The organism is Sphingomonas bacterium, assembly GCF_028292945.1.
In the GTDB taxonomy this organism is placed as follows: Bacteria; Pseudomonadota; Alphaproteobacteria; order Sphingomonadales; family Sphingomonadaceae; genus Sphingomonas.
This window is the reverse complement of record NZ_JAQGLJ010000095.1, coordinates 1-24740: the sequence shown is the minus strand read 5'-3', so window position 1 is coordinate 24740 and position 24740 is coordinate 1. Positions and strand designations below refer to the sequence as shown.

Sequence of the window (24740 nt, the reverse complement as noted above, 5' to 3'; positions counted from 1 at the left end):
TTGGTCGCCTGTAGGGCAGCGAAACCTTCAGGGGGCTGGATGCTCCGCCCCTATCGAGCGGCCCACCCCGCGACCTGCGCCGCCACCTGGTTCGCCGCGTCGTTCAGCGCGATTCCGGCCGTCGCCGCGTCGATCGCCGCCACCGGGACCGCCACCTCGAACCGGCGCTTCTCGACCGTCGTGCCACCGCCGCGTGTCAACAGCGCGTCGAAGGTGACGACGGCGGTGCGCGCGGTGGCGTCGAAGCCGAATTGACGCAGCTCGCCACGTAACGACCCCGCCGGGCTGTCGACCGACTGCACGCCCGTCAGCACGACCGTGCCGCCGGCCGTAAGCGTGTCCGCGAGCAGCCGCGCGAACAGACGGGCAGGGGGCTCCACCCACTGCGCGTTCTCGACATAGGCGATCTCGGTCGGGGTAGTCTGGACCGGCACGCGCAGCGCCGCCAGCGCGGCCGGTGTGGTCGGCACCGCCACCACGATCGCCCGCGCCGAAGCTGAACTCTGCGCCTGCCCGACCGTGATCGGTGTGGCGGCGGTCAAGGTCAGCAGTGAAGGCGGCGGCTTGGCACCGAAGCTGAAGCAGGCCGCCAGCGGCAGCGCGGCGCCGAGGACCGGAAGGCGAGCGAGGAAGCGGGTCATGATCACTTGCCCTTGTAATCGGGGAGTTTCGACGAGCCGATCAGCGAGGTGGCCCCACCGCGATCAACCTTTTCGGCGACCGACGACAATGCCGCCGCCGTCTGGCGCAGGTCGTACACCAGCTGGTTCGCCTCGGGGATTGTCTGACGCGAGAAGGTCTGCAGCCCCGGCCGGGCCTCGCCAATCGTCTGGTTCAGCGTTTCCGCGCTTTGCCGCGCCGCATCGATGGTGCGGTTCAGATTTCGCACCGTCGGCCGGATCTCGTCGGCCAGCACGCCGTTGGTTGTGGCCGCGAGCTCGCCGATCTTCTGGCTGGCATCGCCTGCCTGCTGGATGGCGATACGCGTCTGCGCCATCGTCGCGGCGATCTCCGGCCCGCGATCGGCGAGCGCGTCGGTCAGGCGGCTGGTGTTGTTGAGGATACCCGCGATCGAGACCTGGTTGCGATCGCCCAACAGGATCGTCAGCCGCTCCGTCAGGCTCGACAGGCGCTCCAGCAGCTGCGGCGCGGAAGCGAGGATGGCGCCGAAGCCGCCCGCCTTGGGCGGGATCTCCGGGACGCCGTAGCGACAGCCCGGTCCCTTGTCGCCGCCTGGGCACGCAAGCTCCGGCCGGCCCCGGATGCCCCCGTCCAGCGTCACCGTGCTGGTGCCGGTAAAGCTCGCCTGCACGGTCGCGAAGGTACCCTGCAGGATTGGCGTCTTGGGATCGATCGCGATCCGCACCCGCACGAACTGCGGATCGGGCCTGTAGATCTCGATGTCCTTCACCTGCCCTGACGGCACGCCGGCATAGGTGACCGCAGAGCCCTTTGCGACGCCGTCGACCGCCTGGTTGAAGAAGATGTCGTATTCCTTCTCCGACGCGGTGCCGAGCCGCGCCAACCACACGGTGAACAGCGCCAGCACGGCGAGCAGGATCAGCACCACGGTGCCGACCAGGACGTGGTTGGAGCGGGTTTCCATCAGCGTGCCTCTATCTGCGCGGGGACGACCGAGCTGGTGTTCGTGGCGGTCGGACGCGTGTCCGTCGCCTGGTTATGTTCTACGCTCGCCACCGCCGCGCGACCCCGCGGACCCCGGAAATACTCCTGGATCCACGGGTGATCCAGCGCCAGCAGCTCGTCGATCGTGCCGACGGCGATGACCTTCTTGTCCGCCAGCACCGCGACCCGGTCACAGATCGCGTACAGCGTGTCGAGATCGTGCGTGATCAGGAATACAGTCAGGCCGAGCGTGTTCTGCAGCCCCCGGATCAGCTCGTCGAACGCGGCCGCGCCGATCGGGTCGAGGCCGGCGGTCGGCTCGTCCAGGAAGAGCAGTTCCGGGTCGAGCGCCAGCGCGCGCGCCAGGCCCGCGCGCTTCTTCATGCCACCGGAAAGCTCCGCCGGGTATTTCGGCCCGGCCTCGGGCGGCAGGCCGGTCATGACGACCTTGTAAGCCGCGATCTCGTCGAGCAGCGACTGCTTCAGCTCGGGATAGAATTCGCGCAGCGGGACTTCGACATTCTCTGCCACCGTCAGCGTCGAGAATAGCGCGCCGCCCTGGAACAGCACGCCCCAGCGCTTGCGGATGTCGATCGTCTCCAGTTCCTCGCGGTCCAGCGTCTCCTCGCCGAACACCGTCACCTCGCCCGCCAGCGGCGGCTGCAGGCCGATGATCGAGCGCATCAGCACCGACTTGCCCGTGCCGGAGCCGCCGACCACGCCGAGGATCTCACCACGCCGGACCTCAAGGTCGAGACCGTCGTGGACGATCTGTTCGCCAAAGCCGTTGCGCAGGCCGCGCACCGAGATGATCGCATCGTCCTTGCGCCGACGTGAAGGGATGGAAGCCATCAGTTCCACCCCACCCAGGTGAAGAACACCGCAAAGAACGCGTCGAGCACGATGACGAGGAAGATCGCCTGCACCACCGCCGCGGTGGTGCGGCTGCCAACCTGTTCCGCGTCGCCTTCGACCTGCATGCCCTGGAAGCATCCGGCGATCGCGATGATGGCCCCGAACACAGGCGCCTTGATCAGGCCGATATACAGGTCGGTGATCGGCACCACCTCGCGCAGCCGCTGAACGAAGGTGACGGGCGGAATGCCCAGCGTCACCCAAGTCAACAGCCCCCCGCCGATCAACGCCAGCACCGAGGCGTAGAAGCCGAGCAACGGCATCATCAGGATCGCGGCAAGCGTGCGCGGCACCACCAGCGCCTCCATCGGCGAGACGCCGATCGTGCGCATCGCGTCGATCTCTTCGGTCAGCTTCATGGTGCCGAGCTGCGCCGCGAATGCAGAACCGGAGCGCCCCGCGACCATGATCGCGGTCATCAGCACGCCCATCTCACGCAGCGTCAGCCGTCCGACGAGATTGATCGTGAACACCTCCGCGCCGAACTGGCGCAGCTGCACCGCGCCCTGCTGCGCGATCACCATGCCGATGAGAAAGCTCATCAGCCCGATGATGCCCAGCGCCGACACGCCGACCACCTCGAACCGCTGGACGGTGGCGTTGAAGCGAAACCGGCTAGGATGGCGGATGACGTTGCCGAAGGCGATCGTGGTCGCGCCCAGAAAGCCGAGCAGACCGAACAACGTACGCCCGGTGGTCACCACCGCCGCGCCGACTTCGGCAGCCAGCCGGGTCAGGCTGTTGGGTGGCGTCGCGCGGGTGACGACCGGCTGTTCGGCGCGCACCACCTGGTCGAACAGCTGCTGACTATCGTCGTCCAGCCCCGCGACCTGCGCATTGTGCTTCGTGGCAAAGCGATGCACCAGCCAGGCCCCGACCGTGTCGATACGGTCGACAGCCGACAGATCAATGCGCTTGACCGGTCCACCAACCGCGTCGAGCCGATCGGGCAGCCCGTTCAGCCGGGCGAGCAACAGGTCGCCGCGAAAGCGGAGCGTGCCGCCGTCCGCGCTGATCTGCTCGAAATCGGCCATGACGCTCATTGGTCGTTCCCTTGGGGCATCCCGCCGCAGGGAGCAAGCCTAGCCGAGCGCCACGTCCACGCCGTGGATCACCAGCCCCACCAGCCCGCCGACCAGCGTGCCGTTGACGCGGATATATTGCAGGTCCTTGCCGACCGCGTTCTCCAGCCGGCGGGTGATGGTCTGTGTGTCCCAGCTCTGCACCGTCTCTGACACCAGTCGAACGATGCCGTCGCCATAGTCGGCAGCGACACCGACCGCGGCGCGACGGACGAACCGGTTGATCGTCCGCGCGAGCCGCCGGTCGTTCTGCAACGTCTCGCCGAGCTGGCGCAGCACGTCGCCCAGCCGGCCGCGCATCGCCCGCTCGGGGTCGCGCGCGATCCCCAGCAGCCCCGCGCGCGCGGCCTCCCACAACCCGTCGAGGAACCGCTGCAACGCGGGATTGTCGATCAGTTCCGACTTAAGCCGTTCGACGCGCGCGCCCGTCTCGGGATCGAAGCGCAGGTCCCAGGCGAGGATGTCGAGCCCGTTCTCCGCGCGCACGCGCAGCGGGTGCCGAGGGTCCTCGCGCATCTCGGTCAGCAGCTTGGCGATCCCGTCGATCAACCGGTTGGCGATGGTCTCGTCCAGTCCGGTCCAGCGCAGCACTGTCCCCGCCTTGTCGTGGACGATCTGGCGGATCAGGTGATCATTGTCGGCCAGCGCCTTGCCTGCCCAGACGATGGCGGCGTCGAGCAGCGGCTTGTGCCGGTTCTCCGCCATCGCCGCCTTCAGCAGCTGGCCGGCGATCGGCGCCACGGCCGTTTCGCGCAAGCGGTTGGCGGCCGCCGCCTTGAGCATCCCGCCCAGCCGCTGAGGGTCGAGTGCCTCCAGCACCTGCGCCACCAGTTTGGACGCGCCGGCGCGAAACCGGCCGCCGGCGGCCTCCGCCGGGTCGGTGAGCCAATGCGCGACCGCGCCCGCTACGTCCAGGTTGCGCGTGCGCCGGGCGATCACGGCGGTGACCAGGAAATTCTCGCGCAGGAAGCTCGCCAGCTGGTCCCCGATGCGGTCCTTGTTCTGGGGTACGATCGCGGTGTGCGGGATGGGAAGCCCAAGCGGATGGCGGAACAGCGCGGTGACCGCGAACCAGTCCGCCATGCCGCCGACCATCCCGGCCTCCGCGAACGCGCGCACGAAGCCCCAGGCCGGGTGGAGATCGGTCAGTTGGCGGCTGACCAGATAGACTGCAGCCATCGCCAACAGGAGTCCTGTCGCGACCATGCGCATCCGCACCAGTCCCGGCGGCGGGGCGTCAAAACCGGCTCGGGAGCGGATACTCATAACGGCGACAATGAGCGGGGCGCGGGGAAGTTCACAAGCCTGATGACTACTCCGCCGGTCGGGTCGCGTCGGGATCGAACCCCAGCCGTCCCCCCTGTCCGGCAAGCGCGGGGCGAGGCACGGGGCCATCGATCACCGGCGAGCCGTCGTCGCCGGGGCGATAGGTCAGCAGGCGGCGGCCCAGCTTGGCCCCGATCGCCCGCTCGACGCCCAGCGCCAGGCTGAAGCTAGACGGCACGATCAGCAGCGTCAGCACCGTGGACAGGATCAGCCCGCCCATCACCGTGACGCTCATCGGTGCGCGGAACGAGCTGTCGCCGGTCAGCGACAGCGCGGTCGGGATCATGCCCGCCACCATCGCGACGGTGGTCATCACGATCGGCTGCGCGCGCTTGTGCCCGGCGTCAAGGATCGCGTCGAGCCGGCGCACGCCCTTGCTCATCTCCTCCAGCGCGAAGTCGACCAGCAGGATCGAGTTCTTGGCGACGATCCCGAGCAGCATCAGCAGGCCGATATAGACCGGCATCGACACCGGCATGCCGGCGATCCACAGCGCGATGCACGCACCCAGCGGCGCCAGGAACAGTGAGCCGAGGTTGACGAACGGCGGCAGGAAGCGGCGGTACAGCAGCACCAGCACCGCGAAGAGCAGGAAGAAGCCGGCGAACACCGCGACGACGATATTGGTGATCAATTCCTGCTGCGCCTTGGACTGGCCGACCGTCAGTCGGGAAATCCCGATCGGCAGGTTGGCGACGGTCGGCAGCTTGTTGATCTCCTTGAGCGCCTCGCTTTCGATGATCCCAGGCGCGAGGTCCGCCCCGACCGTCAGCTGGCGTTGCTGCGATATCCGGTCGATCTGGGTTGCACCCGCGCCAAAGCCGATGTCGGCGACGACCTTGAGCGGGACGGACCCGCCCGACTGCGTCGGCACTGCCAGGTTCTCGATATTGGCCAGCCGCTCGCGCGCCTGTTCGGAGAAGGTGACGCGGATCGGGATCTGCCGGTCGGACAGTGAGTAACGCGCGGAGTTCTGGTCGACGTCGCCAATCGTGGCGACGCGGATCGCGTTCGAGAGCGCGGCGGTGGTGATGCCGAGATCGGCAGCCAGGTCCATGCGCGGTCGGATCACAATTTCCGGTCGCTGCAACCCGCCCTCGGTGCGCGGGCTTTGCAGCTGGCGCATGCCCTGCATCTCGGCGACAATCTTGTCGGCGGTCGCCTGCAACTGGCCGGGGTCATCGCCGCCGAACACCAGCGTGATGTCGCGGCTCGGCCCGCCCCAGCCGGAACTGTTCTGAAACGAGACGCGGGCATCGGGGATCGCCGCCAGGCTGGGGGCCATCGAACGCTCGAATTCGACGCTCGTCATCTTGCGATCGGGAGTGAGCGTCGCGGTGACGCGGCCGTTGCCGGTAAAGGCGCGCTGATAGACGGACACCACCATGTCCTCGCGCCGCTTCAGCATCTCCGCCACGCGGGTGACGACCGCTTCGGTCTGCAACAGCGTGGAGCCGGGCGGCAGCGTGACGATGACCGTGGAGCGGTCGTCGTCCTGCGGCGGCTGGAACTGCTGCGGCAGCGCCTGGAAGATCATCACGGTCGCGACGAGGCACAGCGCCGCGATCCCCATTACCCAGACGCGATGATCGAGAAAGCGAGCCGCGCGGCGGCCGAGCCAGGTCCGCGCCCGTGCCTTCGCCGCACGGAAGCGGCTGATGTCCACCGTCCAGCGCAGCGTGCGCATGTAGAAGCGCATGACCGGCCCGTCCTGATAATCGGCATGGCCGTGGCTCTTGAGCATATAGGCGGCGACCATCGGCGTGATCAGCCGCGCGACCGCGAGGCTCATCAGCACCGCCGCGACGACGGTGAGCCCGAAATTCTTGAAGAACTGCCCCGAGATGCCCGGCATCACCGACACCGGCATGAACACCGCGACGATCGCCATGGTCGTGGCAAGCACCGCCAGCCCGATCTCATCGGCGGCGTCGATCGACGCCTGATAGGCGGTCTTGCCCATCTTCATGTGCCGGACGATGTTCTCGATCTCGACGATCGCATCGTCCACCAGCACACCCGCCACCAGGCTGAGCGCCAGCAGCGTCATCTGATTGAGGCTGAACCCCATCAGCTCCATGAAGAAGAAGGTGGGGATCGCCGACAACGGGATCGCAAGCGCGGAGATGGCGGTCGCGCGCCAATCGCGCAGGAACAGGAACACGACGAATACCGCGAGCACTGCGCCCTCGATCATCGCCTCAAGCGCGCCCTCATAGGCGATCTCGGTATCCTTGACGCTGGTCGACAACAGCGTGAACTTGACCCGCGGGTTGCGCTTTTCCAGCGCTTCGAGCTTCTTTTCGGCCTCATGGAACACGGTCACGTCCGATGCCCCCTTGGTCCGCTTGAAATCGAACGAGACGACCTGCTTGCCGTCCATCGCCGCCCGCGAACGCTGTTCGGCGAAGCCGTCGCGCACGTCGGCGATGTCGCGCAAGCGGACGGTGCGGCCCTGGCCGACGCTAATCAGCGTGTTGCCCAGCGCCCACACGTCCGTCGCATTGCCCAAGACGCGAACCGACTGCTCGGTGCCCGCGATGCGCGCGCGGCCACCGGTGGCGTTCAGGTTCGTCTGGCGCAGCTGCGCGTTGATCTGTGGTGCGGTCAGCCCCAGCGATTGCAGCTTTACGGGATCAAGGATGACGCGGATCTCGCGACTGACGCCGCCGTTGCGCTCGATCCCGCCCATGCCGGCGATCGACAGCAGCTCCTTGGTGACCGTGTCATCGATGTACCAGCTCAGCTGCTCGATCGTCATGTCGCTGGTGGTGGCGGAAAAATTGGCGATGTCGTTTTCGGTAGTGTCGACGCGGCCGATCTGCGGCTCCAGGATGCCGTCGGGCAGGTTGGAGCGGATCTGCTGGATCGCATTGCGCAGATCGTCGACGGCGCGATCGATATCCGCGCCGATCTTGAGCTGAAGGACGGTGTTGGTGGAGCCCTCCTGCACGGTCGAGCGCAGCTCGTCGACGCCCTGCACGCTGCGCGCGGCCGCTTCGACCCGCTTGGTGACCTGCGTCTCCAGCTCGGTCGGCGACGCACCCGGCTGGCTGATCGAGACATAGGCGACCGGGAAGTCGATGTCGGGGTTCTGATTCACATCCAGCCGCATGAAGCTGATGATCCCGGCGATCGTCACCGCCAGGAACAGCACGATCGGCACGACCGGATTTCGGATCGACCAAGCGGAGATGTTGCGAAAGCTCATGTCAGCTCGCCTTGGTTGCGGGGGCCGACGCGCCCGTTCGGACCTGCATCAGCGGCTTGACCTTCTGACCGGGCGACAGGAACGCACCGGCGGCGACCACCACCCGCTCGGTGCCGGTCAGCCCGTCCAGGATGGAGACACCCTGATCGGTCACGCCGCCGGTCCTGACCACGCGCTTCACCGCCTTGTCGCCGGCATCGACGATGTAGACGTAATTGCCCGCCCGATCGCTCTGCACCGCCGATTCGGGCAGCATCGGCACCGTGCTGGCGCCGGCGACGATCCACGCGGTCGCAAAGCCGCCGGGGCGCAGCGCGACGTTGTAGGGCAGCGCGATGCGCGCCACGCCCTGGCGCGTCTGCGGGTCGATCACGGGCGAGACCTGCCAGACCTGACCGGCGAACTTGGCCTCCGTCCCGACCGGGGTCACGCTGGCGCGGGCGCCGGCGCGCAGCCCCGCCAGATCGGCCTCGGACAAGGCGGCGCGCATCTCCATCTCGCCGCCCTGCGCCATCCGGAACAGCACGCCCGAGCCGGCGCTAACGATCTGCCCCGGCTCCACCTGTCGGGTCAGCACCAGACCGGCGGCGGGGGCACGGATGTCGAGTCGGCTGGTGGAAGCACGCTGCTGCCCCAGTTGCGCCTGCGCTACACGGACGCGGGCGGCGGCGGCATCTCGCGCGGCGGTGCGCGTTTCGATATCGGCGCGGCTGACGAAGCCGTTCGCCACCAGCGCCTGCGCACGGGTCAGCTGTGCCTGCGCAAGGTTGGCATCGGCCTGTGCTACCCGAATCTGCGCGGACAGGCTGTCGGCGGTCTGCATCTGTACCGATCGGTCGACGGTGGCGAGCACCTGCCCTGCGCTGACCCACTGGCCCGGGTCGACCAGCACGCGCGTCACGCGCCCGCCCTCGCCGGCGACGCCGACCGGCAGCTCGCGACGTGCGGCGAGCGAGCCGTTGGCGGTGATGACGCGGTCGACCGTCTGCCGGCCTGGCGCCATCACGGTGACAGGCGGAGCCTGCTCGGCTCCAGGTCCACGCTCGGCCGCCGGTTTGTCGCCGCCCCGACCGAAGACCACGTACATCCCCAGCAGAACCGCCAGCACTGCCGCGATCACCGCGATCCGCCGTCCGCGCCGCGGTTTCGCGACCGCGCCGTCCAACGCCAGCCGTTCCTGCCCGATCTGTCCCGACTCGTGATCCATGCGCTCGCCAACAGCCTCTGCCGCGCGACCGCGCCGCTCTTCGCCATGTGTATTAGAAGAATATATCACTTCACTCAAGAGCTCGCGGAACGGGCGCGCAGGATCGTTCAGCGTGGGTTGCGGTTGGTGAAGGCAGGCGCGAAGCCAGACATCCGATAAAGAAGGGGAATTCGCATGCGTATGAGCACCTTCCTGGCGCTGCTGGCGCTGACGCCCGCCGCCGCCTTTGCCCAGGCAGAGCCGGGGGTGCAGATGGTGCCGGTCGCCGGCACGGTGCTGGACGTCAGCGCGCAGGGCCGCGTCTCACGCGTACCAGACGTGGCGACGATCCGCGCAGGCGTCGTGACCCAGGCCGTCACCGCCGCCGCTGCGCTGGCCGACCAGGCGAGCGCGATGAGCCGCGTGCTGGCGGCACTGCGCCGCGCCGGCGTGCAGCCGCGCGACATCGCGACGGCGAACGTCGGATTGAGTCCGCAATATCGCTATGTGGAGAACCAACCGCCGCAGATCACCGGCTATCAGGCGACCAACACCGTCGCCATCCGCTTCCGCGACGTCGCCCGTGCAGGCGGCATTCTGGACGCGCTGGTAGCGGCGGGCGCAAATCAGATCGACGGGCCGAGCCTGACGGTGGATCAGCCCGACGCGGCGCTGGACGAGGCGCGCACGGAGGCAATCAAGATCGCCCGCGCCCGCGCCGAACTCTACGCGCAAGCAGCGGGGCTGCGGGTGCGGCGGATCATCTCGATCGCGGAAGCCGGCGTCAGCTCGGGCGGGCCGCGTCCACCGGTCGTATATGCCCGGATCGCAGCCGCCGATGCACGTACCGAGATAGCCGCCGGAGAAGCGGAATTGAGCGTATCCGTGCAGGTCCGGTTCCTGCTCGACTGACGCCAAAAAACCCGCGCAGGTCACCCCTGCGCGGGCCTTGTCGGGACTGGGTCAGCCGATCAGCGGACCCGGCCGCGCCGAACCAGGTTGACGATCGCCAGCAGGATGATCGCGCCGACAAACGCGGCAAGGACCGCGCCGATGCTTGGCGGCCAGCTACCCAGCGTGTCCGAGCCCGGGAACAGGAACCCGAGGACGCCGTTGCCGATGAACGACCCGACGATGCCGACGACGATGTTCAGGGGAATACCCTGTTGCGCATCCGTCCGCATGACGATGCTGGCGAGCCAGCCGACGAGTCCTCCGACGATGAGGACCATGAGAAGCCACATCATGATGTCTTCCTCCCGTGAAAAACCCGCGCCGATCTCTCGACACGGGTTTGTTCAAACGCGTCTCAGCCGATCAGCGAACCCGGCCGCGGCGGACCAGGTTGACGATCGCGAGCAGCACGACGGCGCCGACCAGCGACACCAGGAACGACGTGATGTTCAGCGGTGCGTTGTTGATCGAGCCGCCGCTGACGACCAGACCGGCAATGAAGGCGCCGACGATGCCGACGATGACGTTCAGAAAGATGCCCTGCTGCGCATCGGTCTTCATGATGATGCTGGCGAGCCAGCCGACCACGCCGCCAACGACCAGCCAGATGAGAAAGTTGATCATGTTCGCCCTCCGTTACCCGGCCAGAACGCGCCGGTGTTGAAGAGCAAGACTCGCGAAGTGGCGTTTCTGTTCCGCTTCGACAACGAATACCTTGCCGCGACCTCAATACTTGTGCTGGCGCTCGTACAGCGAGCGATAATGCTGGATGCGGGTGACGCGCAGGCCCGGCATCCCCGAGCGATCGATCGCGCGCTGCCAGCCGGCGAACTCTTCCACCGTGAGGTTGTAGCGCTCACACACTTCATCGACCGACAACAGCCCGCCATTCACGGCCGCCACCACCTCCGCCTTGCGGCGCACGACCCACCGCGTGGTCTGTGGCGGCGGCAAGGAGTCGAGCGTCAGCGACTCGCCGAGCGGCCCGATCACCTTGGCGGGGCGGATTTTCTGGTGTTCCATCATCAGCTAAAAACCCTTGGGGGCGATGGCCCCATCGTGTGTCGTTGAAGACGGCAGATACTTGCCGCGCTTGAAGATCGGCTGAAACGCCTCGGTAAACGGCGTCTTCATGGTTCCTTCCACCGGCGATACGTCGCAGCCATGGGGCCGTTGAACGCGCCGTGGAGCGGGCGGAACAGCACCGGGTCCGCCACATACAGCCCCGCCTGCGCCAACGCGGTCGCGCTCGCCGCCTGACGCTGCGCGACGCCGACCATCAGCACCGCCAGATCGTGCGGCAGGACGGTGACCTCGCAAGCGCGATCAAAGGAGAAGTGAAGATCCAAGAGTTTGCGACGAGTCCATGTAGGGGACCGTCGCGGTAGACCGGCCGTCGTGAAGGGCGGGTAAAACCGAACGCAAGGCTTCGTTGACCTTCCCTAACGTGGGTTGTGCCTTATGTGTCGACGCTGTGGACGCCGCGGATTTTCAGCTTGGCCCGGATCTGGCCGGCAAACGCATCGTGGTGGCGATGTCGGGGGGCGTGGATTCGTCCGTCGTCGCGGCGCTGGCGGCGCAGACGGGCGCGGAGACGATCGGCGTCACGTTGCAACTTTATGATCATGGCGAGGCGGTCGGCCGCGCCGGTTCCTGCTGCGCAGGGCGCGACATCCGCGACGCGCGCGCGGTGTGCGACCGGCTCGGCATCGCGCATTATGTCTTCGATCACGAGACGCGCTTTCGCGAAACGGTGATCGACCGTTTCGCCGACGAGTACCTTGCCGGCCGCACGCCGATCCCGTGCGTCCAGTGCAACATGGGGCCGAAGTTCACCGATCTGCTGGGCTTGGCGCGGGAGTTGGGGGCGGACTGCCTGGCGACCGGTCATTACGTCCGCAGGGTCGAGGGCCGCAACGGCTCCGAGCTGCACCGCGGGGCCGACCCAGCGCGTGACCAGAGCTATTTCCTGTTCGCCACCACGGCGGAACAGCTCGGCTATCTTCGCTTCCCGCTGGGCTCGCTACCAAAGGCGCGGGTGCGCGAGATCGCGGCCGAGCTGGGGCTGGGCGTCGCCGGCAAGGCGGACAGCCAGGACATCTGCTTCGTTCCGGACGGCGATTACGCCGCGCTCGTCCGCAAGCTGCGCCCGGAGGCGGACAGCGCGGGCGCGATCGTCGACCTCGAAGGCCGCACGCTGGGCGAGCACCCCGGCCTGATCCACTACACCGTCGGCCAGCGTCGCGGGCTGACGCTGGGCGGGGGAGGGGGCGAGCCGCTGTACGTAATCCGCCTCGAACCCGAGTCGCGCCGCGTGGTGGTGGGGCCCAGGCGGGCGCTGGCAGTGGAGGCGGCGCGGCTGAGCGGGGTCAACCGGCTCGGGGACTGGTCCGGTCGGTTGACCGCGAAGGTGCGCAGCCTCGCCAAGCCGGTGCCGGCGCGATTCGACGGCGAGATGTTGGTGTTCGATCAGCCGGAGTACGGCGTCGCGCCCGGGCAGGCGGCGGTACTGTACGATGGCGACCGCGTGCTGGGCGGCGGCTGGATTGCGGAGACGGTGGCGAGCACTCCCCTCCCGCTCGCGGGAGGGGCTGGGGGAGGGCTTGTGACAAGCGGCGTCGTTCCCGAACAGGCCCTTCCCTAGCCCCTCCCGCAGGCGGGAGGGGAACTCGGCCGTGTCCCTTCCGCAAGCGGGAGGGGAACTCAGCGAACCTCCCGCGCCGCCCCTCGGAATCTCTCCGGCTGGCAACCCAGCACCGGGTCGAGCGTCGCGGTCCGGCTCGCGATCAGCGGCACGTACGCGGTGACGCTCTTCCTCGCGGCATCCTCCGTCAGCCGGATCGGCTCCATCCCCGCCTCGAAGTCCGTCCGGCACTGCGCCAGCGGCCGATTGCCGATGAACCGGCACGCGCACGCGACGCGAGCCGCATAGCCGACGCCGAGCTGGAGTTGCGGGGTGAGGGAGCGGACGTAGAGCCACGCGGCCAGCGCCGCCGTCAGCAGAATCGCGGCGAGCGCGAGAAGGATTGAGCGTCTTGCCAGCATCGCCCGACACCGTATCGTGGATGCCGTGATCCGCAAGCTTGCCCTGCTTCCGCTCGTACTCGCAGCCGGCGACGCGCCGTCGTCGACGACGCCCTTCTTTGAGTCCCGCTGCCTTGGCGTCGATGCGTCGCGCAGTGCAGAACCGGTGCGCACGCTGTTGCGCGATCAAGGCGAAACGCGCGCGATGCTCGTGCTCGCCGATGGCTGCCGTGTGTTGAAAGCCTACGGACCAGGCTATTCCGACCAGACCCGCTTCATCAGCTGGTCGATGGCGAAGACCGTCACCGCGATGCTGATCGGCGCGCTCGTCACCGACGGGCGGCTGCAACTCGATGCGCCCGCCCCGGTCGCGGAGTGGCGCGGCACGCCCAAGGCGGCGATCACCTTGCGCCAGTTGCTGCAGATGCGATCGGGCCTGCGCCATATCGAGGTCGGCACGCCGGTCGAGAACTCGGACACCAACCAGGCGCTGTTCGTCAGCGGCACGAACGCGATGGCCGCCTACGCCATCGCGCAGCCACTGGAGAGCAAGCCGGGCGAGGCGTTTGAATACAGCTCGCTGACCACGATCATCCTGTCGGAGATCGTCGCCCGCGCGCTCACCCCCTCGCGCGAACCGCGCGTGCGCGCCTCTGCGTACCAGCGGTTCGCGCAGGAGCGGCTGTTCGGCCCCGCCGGCGTGACCAGTGCGGTGCTGGAGTTCGACGGCGCGGGGACGCAGATCGGCGGGTCGCTGATCCATATGACGCTCGACGACTGGGGCCGGATGGGGATGCTCCTCCTCGACGGCCGCAGCCGCGAAGGCCGGGCGGTGATCGCGCCCGGCTGGCTCGCGTTCCTGAAGGCGCCGTCCGCGAACCCCGAATATGGCGGCCAGACCTGGCTCAACCGCCCCGGCAGCGACGCCCCCGTGCTGTTCCCCGGCACCGGTCCGGCGACGGCGGTGTCGATGGTCGGGCATCTGGGGCAGTACGTCATCGCCAGCCCCGACAGCGGGCCGGGTCGCGGTGTCGTGGTGGTGCGGCTGGGGCATACGCCCGATGGCGAACGCGGTCCGCTGGTCAGGACGCTAGGGCAGGTGGTGGCCGGCTTCGATAGGCGCTGAAATCCTCCCCCTTCACGGGGAGGGGGACCGCGCCGCGCAGTGGCGTGGTGGAGGGGGCGGGCCGCGAGCGAGCCGCCCGTCGAGAGTCCCCTTCGTCAGCCGCTGCGCGGCTGCCACCTCCCCGTAAACGGGGAGGATCTCACGGCAACAGGAACGTGCCCTCGATCACCGTCACGCACGCGCCGCCGAGCACCACGCGATTGTCCTCCAGCGAACAGCTCAACCGCCCGCCGCGCGCGCTCGCCTGGAACGCATTGAACCGCGTCCGCCCAAGCCGCTCCGCCCAATAGGGCACCGCGACGGCGTGCGCGGACCCGGTCACCGGGTCCTCATGGATGCCGAACCCCGGCGTGAACACGCGGCTGACGATGTCGCTCGCCGAGTCTGCATCGCCCGGCGCGGTGATCACCGCCACCATCGGCTCGAGCGTCGCCAATGCGGCGGGGGAGGGATCGAGCGCGCGCACCGCATGGGCGTCAGCCGCGACGATCAGCGCATAGCCCTTGTCGTGCCACAGCGTCGCCACCGGATCGGCCACGCCCAACGTCGCCGCGACATCGCCCAGGTCCTTCGCCGCCGGCGTCCAGGCGGGCAGCGCCAGCGTGTAGCCAGCGTCCACCCGCGCCACTTCCAACACGCCCGCCTGCCGGGTCGCGAACGTCACTCGCGTCCGCGCATCTCCCGACGACAACACGAAATGCCCCGCCGCTAGTGTCGCATGCCCGCACAGCGCCACTTCCGCGGCCGGCGTGAACCAGCGCAACGCGAAATCCGCAGCCACTCCATCCGACACCAAAAACGCCGTCTCGGACAGGTTGTTCTCCGCCGCGATCGCCTGCAGCGTCGCGTCGTCCAGCCACGCTGTCAGCGGCATTACCGCCGCCGGATTGCCCGTGAAGGGTGCATCGGCAAAGGCATCGATCTGCGCGAAGGGTATTCTCATGTCAGTTTCCCCTTCCGCCCGCGCGACGGGTTAGGCGAGGGACTGTCACGGTCCATCGCCACGGACCTGCCCTCCCCCAGTCCCTCCCGCAAAGCGGCAGGGGAGCACCGCAGCGCATCACACCCGCTTCCCAAACCAATGCGGCGTCACCTCCGCCTCCACCAGCGGGTTGTCCGTGTCGACATGACCCTCCGGATCGAGGTGGATCAGCGTCTCGACCTTGGGAAAGGCGCGCTTCAGCGCCGCCTCGACGTTTTCGACGATGTGATGCGCGTCGTGGACGGTCAGGCGCGCGTCCACCTCCATGTGGAACTGCGCGAAGTCGTGGCTGCCGGCGCGGCGCGTGCGGAAATCGTGGATGCCCTTCAGCCCCGGTTGGCGAGCGGCGACGTCCAGAAAGGCCGCGCGCTGCGTTTCCGGCCATTCCTTGTCCATCAGCATGTCGACCGCGTTGGATGAGGCGCGGATCGCGTTCCAGGCCAGCCAAAGCGCGATCAGGATGCCGAACACCGGATCCGCCCAGCGCCAGCCGATCAACTGATCCAGCGCTAGCGCCACGATCACTGCGCCGTTCAGCAGCACGTCCGACTGATAGTGGACGTTGTCGGCCAGAATCGCGACCGATCCCGTGCGCCGGATCACGGTGCGCTGATACCAGAGCAGTGCGCCGGTCGCGACGATGGCGACCAGCGACACGCCGATCCCGAACTCCGCGTCCTGCGGTTGGGCGTCCGCGCCGATCGCCCGCACCGCACGCACGCCGATCGCCACCGCCGACGCGGTGATCAGCGCGACCTGGAACAGCGCCGCCAGCGCCTCCGCCTTGCCATGACCAAAGCGATGGTCGTGATCGGCGGGCTCCGCCGCCAGCTTGACGCCGTACAGCGTCACGAGGCTGGCGAGCAGGTCGAGCCCGGTATCGGCCAGGCTGCCCAGCATCGCCACCGAGCCGGTATGCCATGCCGCCCAGCTCTTCAGCGCGAGCAGGAACAGCGCGACGCCGACGCTCGCCAGCGCGGCGCGGATCGCGAGTGGTATGATGCGGCGACGTTCGTCGAGGGTCATGGGTAGAGCAACCCTTCGGTCCAGCCGCCTGCCCCGGCCCCAGAGCCGGGGTCACCAGCACGGGTGAAGACGCGGCGCTCATGTAGGCGCGCTTCGCGATCCTGCCAGAACTCGATCGTGTCGGGGACGATGCGATACCCGCCCCAATGCGCCGGTCGCGGCACCGGCTGCCCCTCGAACCGCGCTGCCGCGTCGGCCACGCGGCGTTCGAACGTCGCGCGCGCATCGAGCGGCCGCGACTGATCCGACGCCCAGGCGCCGAGCTGGGAATCGCGCGATCGCGACGCGAAATACGCATCGGACTCGGTGTTCGTCGCGAGATTCACCGCTCCCTCGATGCGGATTTGCCGTCGCAACGATTTCCAGTGAAACAGCAACGCCGCCTGTGGGTTCGCATCGAGGTCGGCCGCCTTGCGACCCTCGCGGTTGGTGTAGAACACAAACCCGTCCGAGCCATGGCTTTTCAACAGCACCATACGTGCAGACGGTCGGCCGCTCGCGTCCGCCGTCGCCAGCGCCATCGCGTTCGGGTCGTTGAGCTCGCTCGCGCGTGCCTCCGCGAACCACGTGTCGAACAGGGCGAAGGGATCGGTCATCTCGTCGACCTATAAACCGGGGTAGCCCGAGTTTCCATAGCGCGGCAGGCGCCGGGGCAGGCCAGATCGCGCCGGCCCGCGATCATAGTCGCAGGACCGACCTTTCGAGAGCGACGCGCTCGCTATACCGATCGACGAGATAGTCGGCGTTGCCCCGCGTGAGCAGCGTGAACTTGACCAGCTCCTCCATGACATCGACGAGCCGCGCGTAATAGTCCGATCGCTTCATCCGTCCGTCCTCGTCGAACTCGTCATAGGCCTTGGCGACGGACGACTGGTTGGGAATGGTGATCATCCGCATCCACCGACCCAGGACGCGGAGCTGGTTGACCGTGTTGAACGATTGCGAGCCGGCATTGACCTGGCACACCGCCAGCGTTCGCCCCTGAGTGGGCCGAACGCCGCCGCTCTCCAGCGGCAGCCAGTCGATCTGACTTTTAAAGATGCCCGTCATCGCGCCGTGACGCTCGGGAGAGCACCAGACATGCCCCTCCGACCACAGGGACAGCGCGCGAAGCTCGGCTACCTTGGGATGAGCCGGCGCCGCGTCGTCGGGCTGCGGAAGACCACGCGGATCGTAGATCCTTGTCTCCGCGCCCATGTGGCGCAGCAGCCGGTCGGCCTCCTCGATCAGCAGACGACTGAAGCTGCGCTCGCGCAACGAGCCGTAGAGCAGCAGGAAGCGAGGTGGATGGGTCGCGGGCGGGATGTGGTGCAGCCTTTCGAAGACAGGGCGATCGACGCACTCGGTCGACAGGGCGGGAAGGTCGTTCATGCAATCCTCGTTTGGAGTCGGTCCGCCGATTGGCAAGCACTGATATTTCCACTAAAGTAGAATAATGGAAAGCCGACAAGCCGCCGATGCGCTGGGGGCGCTCGCGCACGAAGGTCGTCTGGCGGTGTTCCGTATGCTGGTCCGAGCTGGGAGCGGAGGGATCGCTGCTGGCGAGATCGCGCGCCAGCTGGGCGTGCCGCCGAACTCGCTGTCGGCCAACCTCATGATATTGAGTCGTGCGGGGCTGGTGACGTCCCGGCGCGCGGGTCGATCGATCATCTACAGTGCGGAGTATAACCGCATGGCGACGCTGCTCGGCTATCTGGTCGAGGATTGCTGCCTGGGTTCGCCCGAAATCTGCGCCCCGCTGGCGGCGGTGGTGGCGCGCGGCTGCTGTCAGCCGGCGAGCATGCCGTCGTGACATCGCCCAGTCTCAAGCCGTCAGCAAGCCTCGAGCCGCCGTTGCAGCCGTTCGATCTGCCGCGCCGCCTCGTCGCGGAGGCGCTCGGCACCGCGCTGCTGCTGGCGATCGTAATCGGCTCGGGAATCATGGGCGAGCGCCTGGCCGGCGGCAATGTGGCGATTGCGCTGTTGGGCAACACGATCGCGACAGGCGCGGGGTTGGTCGTGCTCATCACCATTTTCGGCCCGCTCTCCGGCGCGCATTTCAATCCGGTCGTGACGCTGGCGTTCGCCATGCGACGCGAGCTGAGCGGACGGATCGCGGCCGCCTATGTCGGCATGCAGATCGTCGGTGCGATCCTGGGTGTTTGGGCGGCGCATCTGATGTTTGGTGAACCGGTGGTGCAGGTCTCGGCCAAGCTGCGCGACGGCCCGGCTCAGGCCTGGTCCGAAGCGGTGGCGACGTTCGGCCTCCTCGTCGCCATCTCCGGCGCGCTGCGGTTCCGGCCCGACGCGACGCCGGCGATCGTCGGGCTCTACATCACCGCCGCCTATTGGTTCACCGCATCGACGTCGTTCGCCAATCCGGCGGTGACGCTCGCGCGCGCGTTCAGCGACACGTTCGCGGGCATCGCTCCCGCATCGGTGCCGGTGTTCATCGCTGCGCAACTCACCGGTGCCGCACTCGCGGTGACATTATCCATTTGGCTGTTTCGGCAGGAGCCTGCGCGTTGACCGACTTTCCCATTACGATCTTCCACAATCCCGCCTGCGGAACCTCGCGCAACGTCGTCGGGATCGTCCGCGCGGCTGGCTATAAGCCGACGGTGGTCGAGTATCTGAAAGCAGGCTGGACCCGCGAGCAGCTGGTCGAGCTACTCGCCGCCATGGCGCTCCGGCCGCGCGACATTCTGCGCGAGAAGGGCACGCCCGCCGCCGAACTCGGGCTGCTCGATCCCTCGGTGCAGGACGAAGACATCCTGCTCCAGATGGTCGCCCACCCGATGCTCGTGAACCGCCCCATCGTCGCCACCCCTCTGGGCGTGAAGCTGGCACGGCCCTCCGGAGCGGTGTTGGACCTGCTCGACCGTCGCCCGGAGTCCTTCACCAAGTAGGATGGAGAGGTCGTCAAGCTGGCGCACGGAACGACTCTCCTCGCCAACGATTGAATCGCCTTCGCAACGATAGGGCATGACATGGCGGCGCGCGCGTATTGGCAGGGACAGATCCGGCTCGCCCTGGTGTCGATCCCGGTCGAGATCTATTCCGCCACCAAATCAGGTGCTTCGATCAGCTTCAAGCAAATCCACGAACCAACCGGCAAGCCGATCCATTACGAGAAGGTCGTCACCGGCGTCGGCCCGGTCGATGTCGACGAGATCGTCAAGGGTTACGAGGTCTCCAAGGGCGAATATGTCCTCCTCGACCAGGACGAGATCGACGCGGTCAAGCTGGAGAGCAAGAAGACGCTGGAGCTGACCCAGTTCGTCGACGCACATGAGATCGACGTGCTGTATTACGAAAAACCGTACTTCGTCGTCCCCGCCGACGATCTGGCGGAGGAGGCTTTCATCGTGCTGCGCGAGGCGCTGCGGCGCGCGAAGAAGGTGGGCCTGGGCCAGCTGTCGATGCGCGGCCGTGAATATGTCGTCAGCCTGAAGCCATGCGGGCGCGGCATGGTGCTGGAGACGTTGCGCTATGCCGACGAGGTCAACAAGGCGCAGAACTATTTCCGCGAAATTCCCGATCAGCAGCCCGACGCCGAGCTGCTCGACCTCGCCACCGCGCTGATCGACCGCAAGACCGCGCCGTTCGACGCGCAACAGTTCCACGACCGCTATGTCGATGCGCTCAAGGCGCTGGTCGAGCGCAAGCGCGCGGCCAACGGCAAGAAGATCATCGAGGACAAGGAGACCGGCGGCGGCCGCTCCGGCAGCAACGTCGTCGACCTGATGGCGGCGCTCAAGAAATCGATGGAGAAGGGCGGGGGGGGCACCACGACCGGCGCTGCAAACGATACCGACGCGCCGGCTAAGAAGTCTCCTGCAAAGAAGCCGGCCGCGAAAAAGCCTGCCGCCAAGGCAGAGCCGGAGCCAGCATCCGCGAAGAAACCGGCGGCGCGCAAACGTGCCTGAGGACGCGCTCGCCAGATACAACGCCAAGCGCGATTTCGCGAAGACCGCCGAGCCCGCCGGCGAGATGGCAAAGGCGCGCGGCAACAGCTTCATGGTTCAGAAGCACGACGCCTCGCGGCTGCACTGGGATTTCCGGCTCGAACTCGACGGGGTGCTGAAGAGCTGGGCGGTGACGCGCGGCCCCAGCCTCGATCCCGGCGAGAAACGACTGGCGGTCAGGACGGAGGACCACCCGCTCTCCTACGCAACGTTCGAGGGCACGATCCCCAAGGGCGAATATGGCGGCGGCACGGTGATGCTGTGGGATCGCGGCACCTGGACCACCGTCAAGGGCAAGGACCCGAGCAAGACGCTTGCCGAAGGACATCTGCACCTCGTCCTCGACGGTGAGCGGATGCGCGGCGAGTGGATGATGATCCGATTGAAGCCGCGCGGGAAGGAGAAGGGCGAGAACTGGCTACTGCGCAAGATCGAGGACGATCACGCCGGCGGCACCGACACGCTGGTGGAGACCGCACTGACGAGCGTCGCCACCGGCCGCACGATGGAGGAGATCGCCGCGGGCAAGGTGGCGAAGGCGATGAAGCCGGCGAAGCCACCGGCAGCCGCGCCACAAGCTGCGTCTAAGCCAAAGGCGCGAAGTTCTGGTCGAAAGCTGCCACCGCCAACCTTCACCGAACCCCAGCTCTGCACGCTCGTCGACACCGTCCCCGCCGGATCCGGCTGGTTGCACGAGGTCAAATATGACGGCTACCGCGCGCTGATCGCAATCGGCGGCGGAAAGGCCAAGGTCCACACCCGCTCGGGCCTCGACTGGACCGACAAGTTCTCACGGATCGCCGACGCCGCCGCCGCGCTGCCGGTGCGCTCGGCGCTGATCGACGGCGAGATCGTCGCGTTCAAGGATGGCAAACCCGACTTCTCGACGCTCAAGAACGCGATCGCAGACGGCGGGGACATGACCCTGTTCGCGTTCGACCTGCTTCAGCTCGACGGTGCCGACCTGACCGGCCTCACAACCGTCGAGCGCAAGGAACGCCTGCGCCCGCTGATCCCCGCCGGCGAGGACCGCATCCTGTTTGCGGAGCATGTACTTGGCCCGGGCGAACCGCTGTTGGCGAAAATGTGCGCCGAAGGGCTGGAAGGCGTCATCTCCAAGCGCGCCGACGCGCCGTATCGCGGCGGCCGCGCCAAATCGTGGCTCAAGGCAAAGTGCACGCTCCGGCAGGAGTTCGTGATCGTCGGCTGGACGCCGTCCGACAAGGGTCGCGGCTTCAGGGCGCTGCTGCTCGGCGTCAACGGGCCTGACGGGCTGACCTATGCCGGCAAGGTCGGCACCGGCTTCGACGCGCGGCTGATGGACGACCTGTCCGCGCGGCTCGCCAAGCTTGCGCAGAAGGAGCCAACCGTCGCCGCTCCCCGCGCTGCCGTGCGCGGTGCGCACTGGGTGAAGCCGCAGCTCGTCGCGGAAATCGCCTACGCCGAGGTCACGCCCGACGGCGCGCTGCGCCATTCCAGCTTCCTGGGCCTGCGTGGCGACAAGCCCGCAGCCGAAGTGGTGGCGGAAACGCCCGAACCTGCGCCCGCTGCCCCGGTATCTACCGTTAAGGTGTCGAGCCGCGACCGCGTTATCTTTCCGGAGTCCGATGTCACCAAGGGCGAACTCGCTGATTATTACCAGATGATCGCCCCGGCTATGTTGCCGTGGGCCGGGCACCGCCCGGTAAGCCTGGTCCGCTGTCCGCAGGGGCGCGGCAAGAAGTGCTTCTTCCAGAAGCACGACGCCGGCACGTTCGGCGATCACGTTCACCACGTCGCGGTCAGCGAAAAGGGCGGTGACGAGGACTATCTGTACGTCGACTCCGCCGACGGACTGGTGGCGTGCGTGCAGATGGGCACAATCGAATTCCACGGCTGGGGCAGCCGCGTCGACGCGCTCGAAAAGCCCGACCGACTGGTGTTCGACCTCGACCCCGACGAGGGGCTTGGCTTCGACGAAACGAAGAGGGCGGCGGAGTACCTGCGCGATCAGCTCGCGGAGCTGGGCCTCGCCAGTTTCCCGCTGCTGTCGGGCGGCAAGGGCGTCCACGTGGTCGTGCCGCTGCGCCCCCAGGCCGAGTGGCCGGCGGTGCGGGATTTCGCGGAGCGGTTCGCGCGCGCGCTGGCGCAGGCGGAGCCCGACCGCTTCGTGGCGGTGATGACCAAGGCCAAGCGCGTCGGCCGCATCTTCATCGACTATCTGCGCAACGGGCGCGGCGCGACGGCGATCATGCCCTACTCCGCCCGCGCTCGGGAAGGCGCGCCGGTCGCCGCGCCGGTGAGCTGGACGGAACTGCGCGCACTCGACACCGCCGCGCGCTACGGCGTGCGCGACGGCGCGGCGCTGTTGAAGCGGGTGAACAGCCGCGCTTTGCAGGGCTGGGGCGTCGCCGACCAGGTGCTGCCTGATCTCTAACTTCCCTCTCCCCTCCAGGGGAGAGGGAGAGCCGCGTAGCGACGAGCGAGAGGGGTAGTGTTACCCGGCAGGCGGTAGCCTACTGCCCCTCTCCCGCCCTCGCTGCGCTCAGGCACCCGCTCCCCTGAAGGGGAGGGAAAGGTTGCATCGCAGCACCCGATGGTGGACCACCCCACTCAATGGCGACGCTTCCCGCCCCTGTGTTCGACGCCCATAGCCACGCCGCGCGCTGGCTCGCCGACTATCGCACCCGAGCGCCGGCACACGATGTGCTCGCGTCCAGCAACGACCCGGCCTGGCTCGCCATGCTCGCCGAGCTCGCCGCAGTCGCGTCGGACGATCTTGGCCACGCCCGCGAGCGCGTCCGGCGCCACGCCGCCGACATCGGTCTGGGCTTTCGGATCGTCGGCGAGGCGGAGGAGCGGCTGTGGCCCGTGTCCCCGGTGCCGCTGCTCATCCGGGCCGCCGAGTGGAACGGCATCGCCGCCGGCATCGCGCAACGCGCCGAGTTGCTGGAGACGGTGCTCGCCGACCTGCACGGATCGCAAACCCTCGTAGCGAACGGCAGCCTGCCCGCCGCGCTGGTCGCCGGTAGCCCGCTGTTCCTGCGGGGCATGATCGGGCTGGAGCCGCCGGGTGGTCGCCACCTCCATTTCGTCGCCTTCGATCTCGCACGCGGCCCCCATGGCGAATGGCGCGTGCTTGCCGATCACCTCCGCGCACCCGTCGGCGCGGGCTATGCGCTGGAAAACCGGCTTGCGGTCGGCCGTACCCTGGGCGGCCTGCAGGATCGCCTCAACGTCCACCGGCATGCGCCGTTCTTCGCCGCCTTGCGGGCAGGCCTCGCGGCGCTGTGCCGGCGCACCGACCCGCGCATCGGGCTGCTGACGCCGGGCCGTTACAGTCCGAGTTACGCCGAGCAGGCGCATCTTGCCCGCTATCTCGGCTTCCTGCTGGTCGAAGGCGCGGACCTCGCCGCGCTGGAGGGCAAGCTCTACGTCCGCACGATCTGCGGGCTGAAGCGCATCGATGCGCTGTGGCGGCGGATCGATCCGCGCCTGCTCGATCCGCTCGCGTTCGACAGCCATTCCCAGATCGGCGTTCCCGGCCTGATCGACGCTTGGGCGGAGGGCAACCTGGTGTTGTCCAACGCGCCGGGTGCGGGCGTGCTGGAGGCGCCCGCCTTTGCCGCCTTCCTGCCCGGCCTTGCAAAGGAACTGACCGGCGCGGCGCTGCGGCTTCCCAACATCGCGACCTGGTGGTGCGGCCAGCAGCGCGAATGCGACGCCGTCGTCCGGGACCTCGATCGGCTCGTCATCGCGCCTGCCTTTGGGCCACCTCCGCTGGGATTGCCGGCAGGTCGCGCCGTGCATGGGGCGGAGCTGACCGCCGAAGGTCGCGCTACGCTGCTCGCGGACATGGCGCGGCGACCGCAGGATTATGTCGGGCAGGAGGTCGTGCGCCTGTCCACCATGCCCGTGGTGGCGGAAGATGCGTTGGTCGCGCGCCCGTTCACGCTGCGCGTGTTCGCCACGCGTGGCGCGGACGGCGGCTGGATCGTGCTGCCGGGCGGGTTCGCGCGCATTGGTGAAGGCGCGGACGCGCGCGCGATCGCGGTCGGCGAGGGCATGTGGTCCGCCGATGTCGCGGTGCATGGCGAAGAGCCGCAGGCGCCCATGTCGCTGCTGCCGTCCGCCGATACGCTCAACATCCGCCGCAACCCCGGCACGCTGCCCAGCCGGGTGGCCGACAACTTCTTCTGGCTTGGGCGCTATCTGGAACGTGGCGAGGCGCTGCTCGCCGCGATCCGCCTGTTGCTCGGCCATTCGATCGACGCGGACGGCGGCGCGGCGCTGGCGCCCGCCACCGTCGGGCGGCTGGTCGGGCTGATCGTCGGCGCCGGCGCCGCGCCGCATCCG

General features: G+C 68.1%; 25 protein-coding genes. 9 read left to right on the top strand and 16 right to left on the bottom strand.

Going from position 1 to position 24740, the window contains the following annotated elements; translation table 11 throughout:
• Window positions 1–50 precede the first annotated feature (50 nt).
• Genes JWN21_RS10770 through JWN21_RS10740 form a run of 7 tightly spaced genes read right to left on the bottom strand, consistent with a single transcriptional unit; the run spans window position 51 to window position 9367 of the window.
• Window positions 51–641, bottom strand: a complete 591-nt coding sequence (locus tag JWN21_RS10770; protein WP_299649632.1) for an ABC-type transport auxiliary lipoprotein family protein — start codon at window positions 639–641, stop codon at window positions 51–53.
• 2 nt (window positions 642–643) lie between these two features.
• A complete protein-coding gene (locus JWN21_RS10765; RefSeq protein ID WP_299649629.1) occupies window positions 644–1606 on the bottom strand; it encodes an MlaD family protein in 963 nt (320 codons plus the stop codon).
• The gene (locus tag JWN21_RS10760) at window positions 1606–2478 is read right to left on the bottom strand and encodes an ABC transporter ATP-binding protein (RefSeq protein ID WP_299649626.1); all 873 of its coding nucleotides are present in this window, start codon (window positions 2476–2478) and stop codon (window positions 1606–1608) included. Before JWN21_RS10760 ends, JWN21_RS10765 begins: the two co-directional genes overlap by 1 nt.
• The gene (locus JWN21_RS10755; protein WP_299649623.1) at window positions 2478–3584 is read right to left on the bottom strand and encodes an ABC transporter permease; all 1107 of its coding nucleotides are present in this window, start codon (window positions 3582–3584) and stop codon (window positions 2478–2480) included. The genes JWN21_RS10760 and JWN21_RS10755 overlap by 1 nt, the downstream gene beginning before the upstream one ends.
• Before the next feature lie 39 nt (window positions 3585–3623).
• Window positions 3624–4889, bottom strand: a complete 1266-nt coding sequence (locus tag JWN21_RS10750) for a DUF445 domain-containing protein (RefSeq protein ID WP_299649620.1) — start codon at window positions 4887–4889, stop codon at window positions 3624–3626.
• A gap of 46 nt (window positions 4890–4935) precedes the next feature.
• Window positions 4936–8160 (bottom strand): efflux RND transporter permease subunit, encoded by a 3225-nt coding sequence (locus JWN21_RS10745; protein WP_299649617.1) that lies wholly within the window; start codon window positions 8158–8160, stop codon window positions 4936–4938.
• Window position 8161: 1 nt separating this feature from the next.
• Complete coding sequence (locus tag JWN21_RS10740; protein WP_299649615.1) at window positions 8162–9367, bottom strand: efflux RND transporter periplasmic adaptor subunit; 1206 nt, start codon at window positions 9365–9367, stop codon at window positions 8162–8164.
• Window positions 9368–9541: 174 nt separating this feature from the next.
• Here JWN21_RS10740 and JWN21_RS10735 point away from each other — a divergent pair, with 174 nt between their 5' ends.
• A complete protein-coding gene (locus tag JWN21_RS10735) occupies window positions 9542–10258 on the top strand; it encodes an SIMPL domain-containing protein (protein ID WP_299649612.1) in 717 nt (238 codons plus the stop codon).
• Between the two features lie 59 nt (window positions 10259–10317).
• Here JWN21_RS10735 and JWN21_RS10730 read toward each other — a convergent pair whose 3' ends face one another.
• From JWN21_RS10730 to JWN21_RS10715, 4 genes are all read right to left on the bottom strand, one after another.
• Window positions 10318–10590, bottom strand: a complete 273-nt coding sequence (locus JWN21_RS10730; RefSeq protein WP_299649642.1) for a GlsB/YeaQ/YmgE family stress response membrane protein — start codon at window positions 10588–10590, stop codon at window positions 10318–10320.
• Between the two features lie 73 nt (window positions 10591–10663).
• A complete protein-coding gene (locus JWN21_RS10725; RefSeq protein WP_299649639.1) occupies window positions 10664–10921 on the bottom strand; it encodes a GlsB/YeaQ/YmgE family stress response membrane protein in 258 nt (85 codons plus the stop codon).
• A 105-nt stretch (window positions 10922–11026) separates the two neighbouring features.
• Complete coding sequence (locus JWN21_RS10720; protein WP_299649609.1) at window positions 11027–11326, bottom strand: DUF1153 domain-containing protein; 300 nt, start codon at window positions 11324–11326, stop codon at window positions 11027–11029.
• A 104-nt stretch (window positions 11327–11430) separates the two neighbouring features.
• Window positions 11431–11649 (bottom strand): hypothetical protein, encoded by a 219-nt coding sequence (locus JWN21_RS10715; RefSeq protein WP_299649606.1) that lies wholly within the window; start codon window positions 11647–11649, stop codon window positions 11431–11433.
• Between the two features lie 125 nt (window positions 11650–11774).
• Here JWN21_RS10715 and mnmA point away from each other — a divergent pair, with 125 nt between their 5' ends.
• A complete protein-coding gene (mnmA, locus tag JWN21_RS10710; RefSeq protein WP_299649603.1) occupies window positions 11775–12944 on the top strand; it encodes a tRNA 2-thiouridine(34) synthase MnmA in 1170 nt (389 codons plus the stop codon).
• 59 nt (window positions 12945–13003) lie between these two features.
• Here the strand turns inward: mnmA and JWN21_RS10705 are convergent, their stop codons facing one another.
• Window positions 13004–13345 (bottom strand): hypothetical protein, encoded by a 342-nt coding sequence (locus JWN21_RS10705; protein ID WP_299649600.1) that lies wholly within the window; start codon window positions 13343–13345, stop codon window positions 13004–13006.
• A gap of 25 nt (window positions 13346–13370) precedes the next feature.
• On the opposite strand from JWN21_RS10705, the gene JWN21_RS10700 reads away from it, so the two are divergent.
• Window positions 13371–14450, top strand: a complete 1080-nt coding sequence (locus JWN21_RS10700; RefSeq protein WP_299649597.1) for a serine hydrolase — start codon at window positions 13371–13373, stop codon at window positions 14448–14450.
• Between the two features lie 139 nt (window positions 14451–14589).
• Here JWN21_RS10700 and JWN21_RS10695 read toward each other — a convergent pair whose 3' ends face one another.
• The 4 genes from JWN21_RS10695 to arsH form a co-directional block, all read right to left on the bottom strand.
• Entirely contained in the window at window positions 14590–15393 is an 804-nt protein-coding gene (locus JWN21_RS10695; RefSeq protein WP_299649594.1) for a PhzF family phenazine biosynthesis protein, read from the bottom strand.
• A 117-nt stretch (window positions 15394–15510) separates the two neighbouring features.
• The gene (locus JWN21_RS10690) at window positions 15511–16458 is read right to left on the bottom strand and encodes a cation diffusion facilitator family transporter (protein WP_299649590.1); all 948 of its coding nucleotides are present in this window, start codon (window positions 16456–16458) and stop codon (window positions 15511–15513) included.
• Complete coding sequence (gene pdxH / locus JWN21_RS10685) at window positions 16455–17054, bottom strand: pyridoxamine 5'-phosphate oxidase (RefSeq protein ID WP_299649587.1); 600 nt, start codon at window positions 17052–17054, stop codon at window positions 16455–16457. Before pdxH ends, JWN21_RS10690 begins: the two co-directional genes overlap by 4 nt.
• Window positions 17055–17136: 82 nt before the next feature.
• Window positions 17137–17829, bottom strand: coding sequence for an arsenical resistance protein ArsH (gene arsH / locus JWN21_RS10680; protein ID WP_299649584.1), 693 nt, complete (start codon window positions 17827–17829; stop codon window positions 17137–17139).
• A gap of 64 nt (window positions 17830–17893) precedes the next feature.
• Between arsH and JWN21_RS10675 the strand changes: the two genes are divergently transcribed.
• The 6 genes from JWN21_RS10675 to JWN21_RS10650 all read left to right on the top strand — a co-directional run.
• On the top strand, window positions 17894–18250 hold the full coding sequence (locus JWN21_RS10675; protein ID WP_299649581.1) for a helix-turn-helix transcriptional regulator: 357 nt from the start codon (window positions 17894–17896) through the stop codon (window positions 18248–18250).
• A gap of 56 nt (window positions 18251–18306) precedes the next feature.
• On the top strand, window positions 18307–18966 hold the full coding sequence (locus tag JWN21_RS10670) for an MIP/aquaporin family protein (RefSeq protein ID WP_299649636.1): 660 nt from the start codon (window positions 18307–18309) through the stop codon (window positions 18964–18966).
• On the top strand, window positions 18963–19346 hold the full coding sequence (gene arsC / locus JWN21_RS10665; RefSeq protein ID WP_299649578.1) for an arsenate reductase (glutaredoxin): 384 nt from the start codon (window positions 18963–18965) through the stop codon (window positions 19344–19346). The genes JWN21_RS10670 and arsC overlap by 4 nt, the downstream gene beginning before the upstream one ends.
• An 81-nt stretch (window positions 19347–19427) precedes the next feature.
• On the top strand, window positions 19428–20366 hold the full coding sequence (locus tag JWN21_RS10660) for a Ku protein (RefSeq protein WP_299649575.1): 939 nt from the start codon (window positions 19428–19430) through the stop codon (window positions 20364–20366).
• On the top strand, window positions 20359–22821 hold the full coding sequence (ligD, locus tag JWN21_RS10655) for a DNA ligase D (protein WP_299649572.1): 2463 nt from the start codon (window positions 20359–20361) through the stop codon (window positions 22819–22821). Before JWN21_RS10660 ends, ligD begins: the two co-directional genes overlap by 8 nt.
• A gap of 179 nt (window positions 22822–23000) precedes the next feature.
• A partial coding sequence (locus tag JWN21_RS10650; RefSeq protein ID WP_299649569.1) for a circularly permuted type 2 ATP-grasp protein occupies window positions 23001–24740 on the top strand: 1740 nt, incomplete at its 3' end.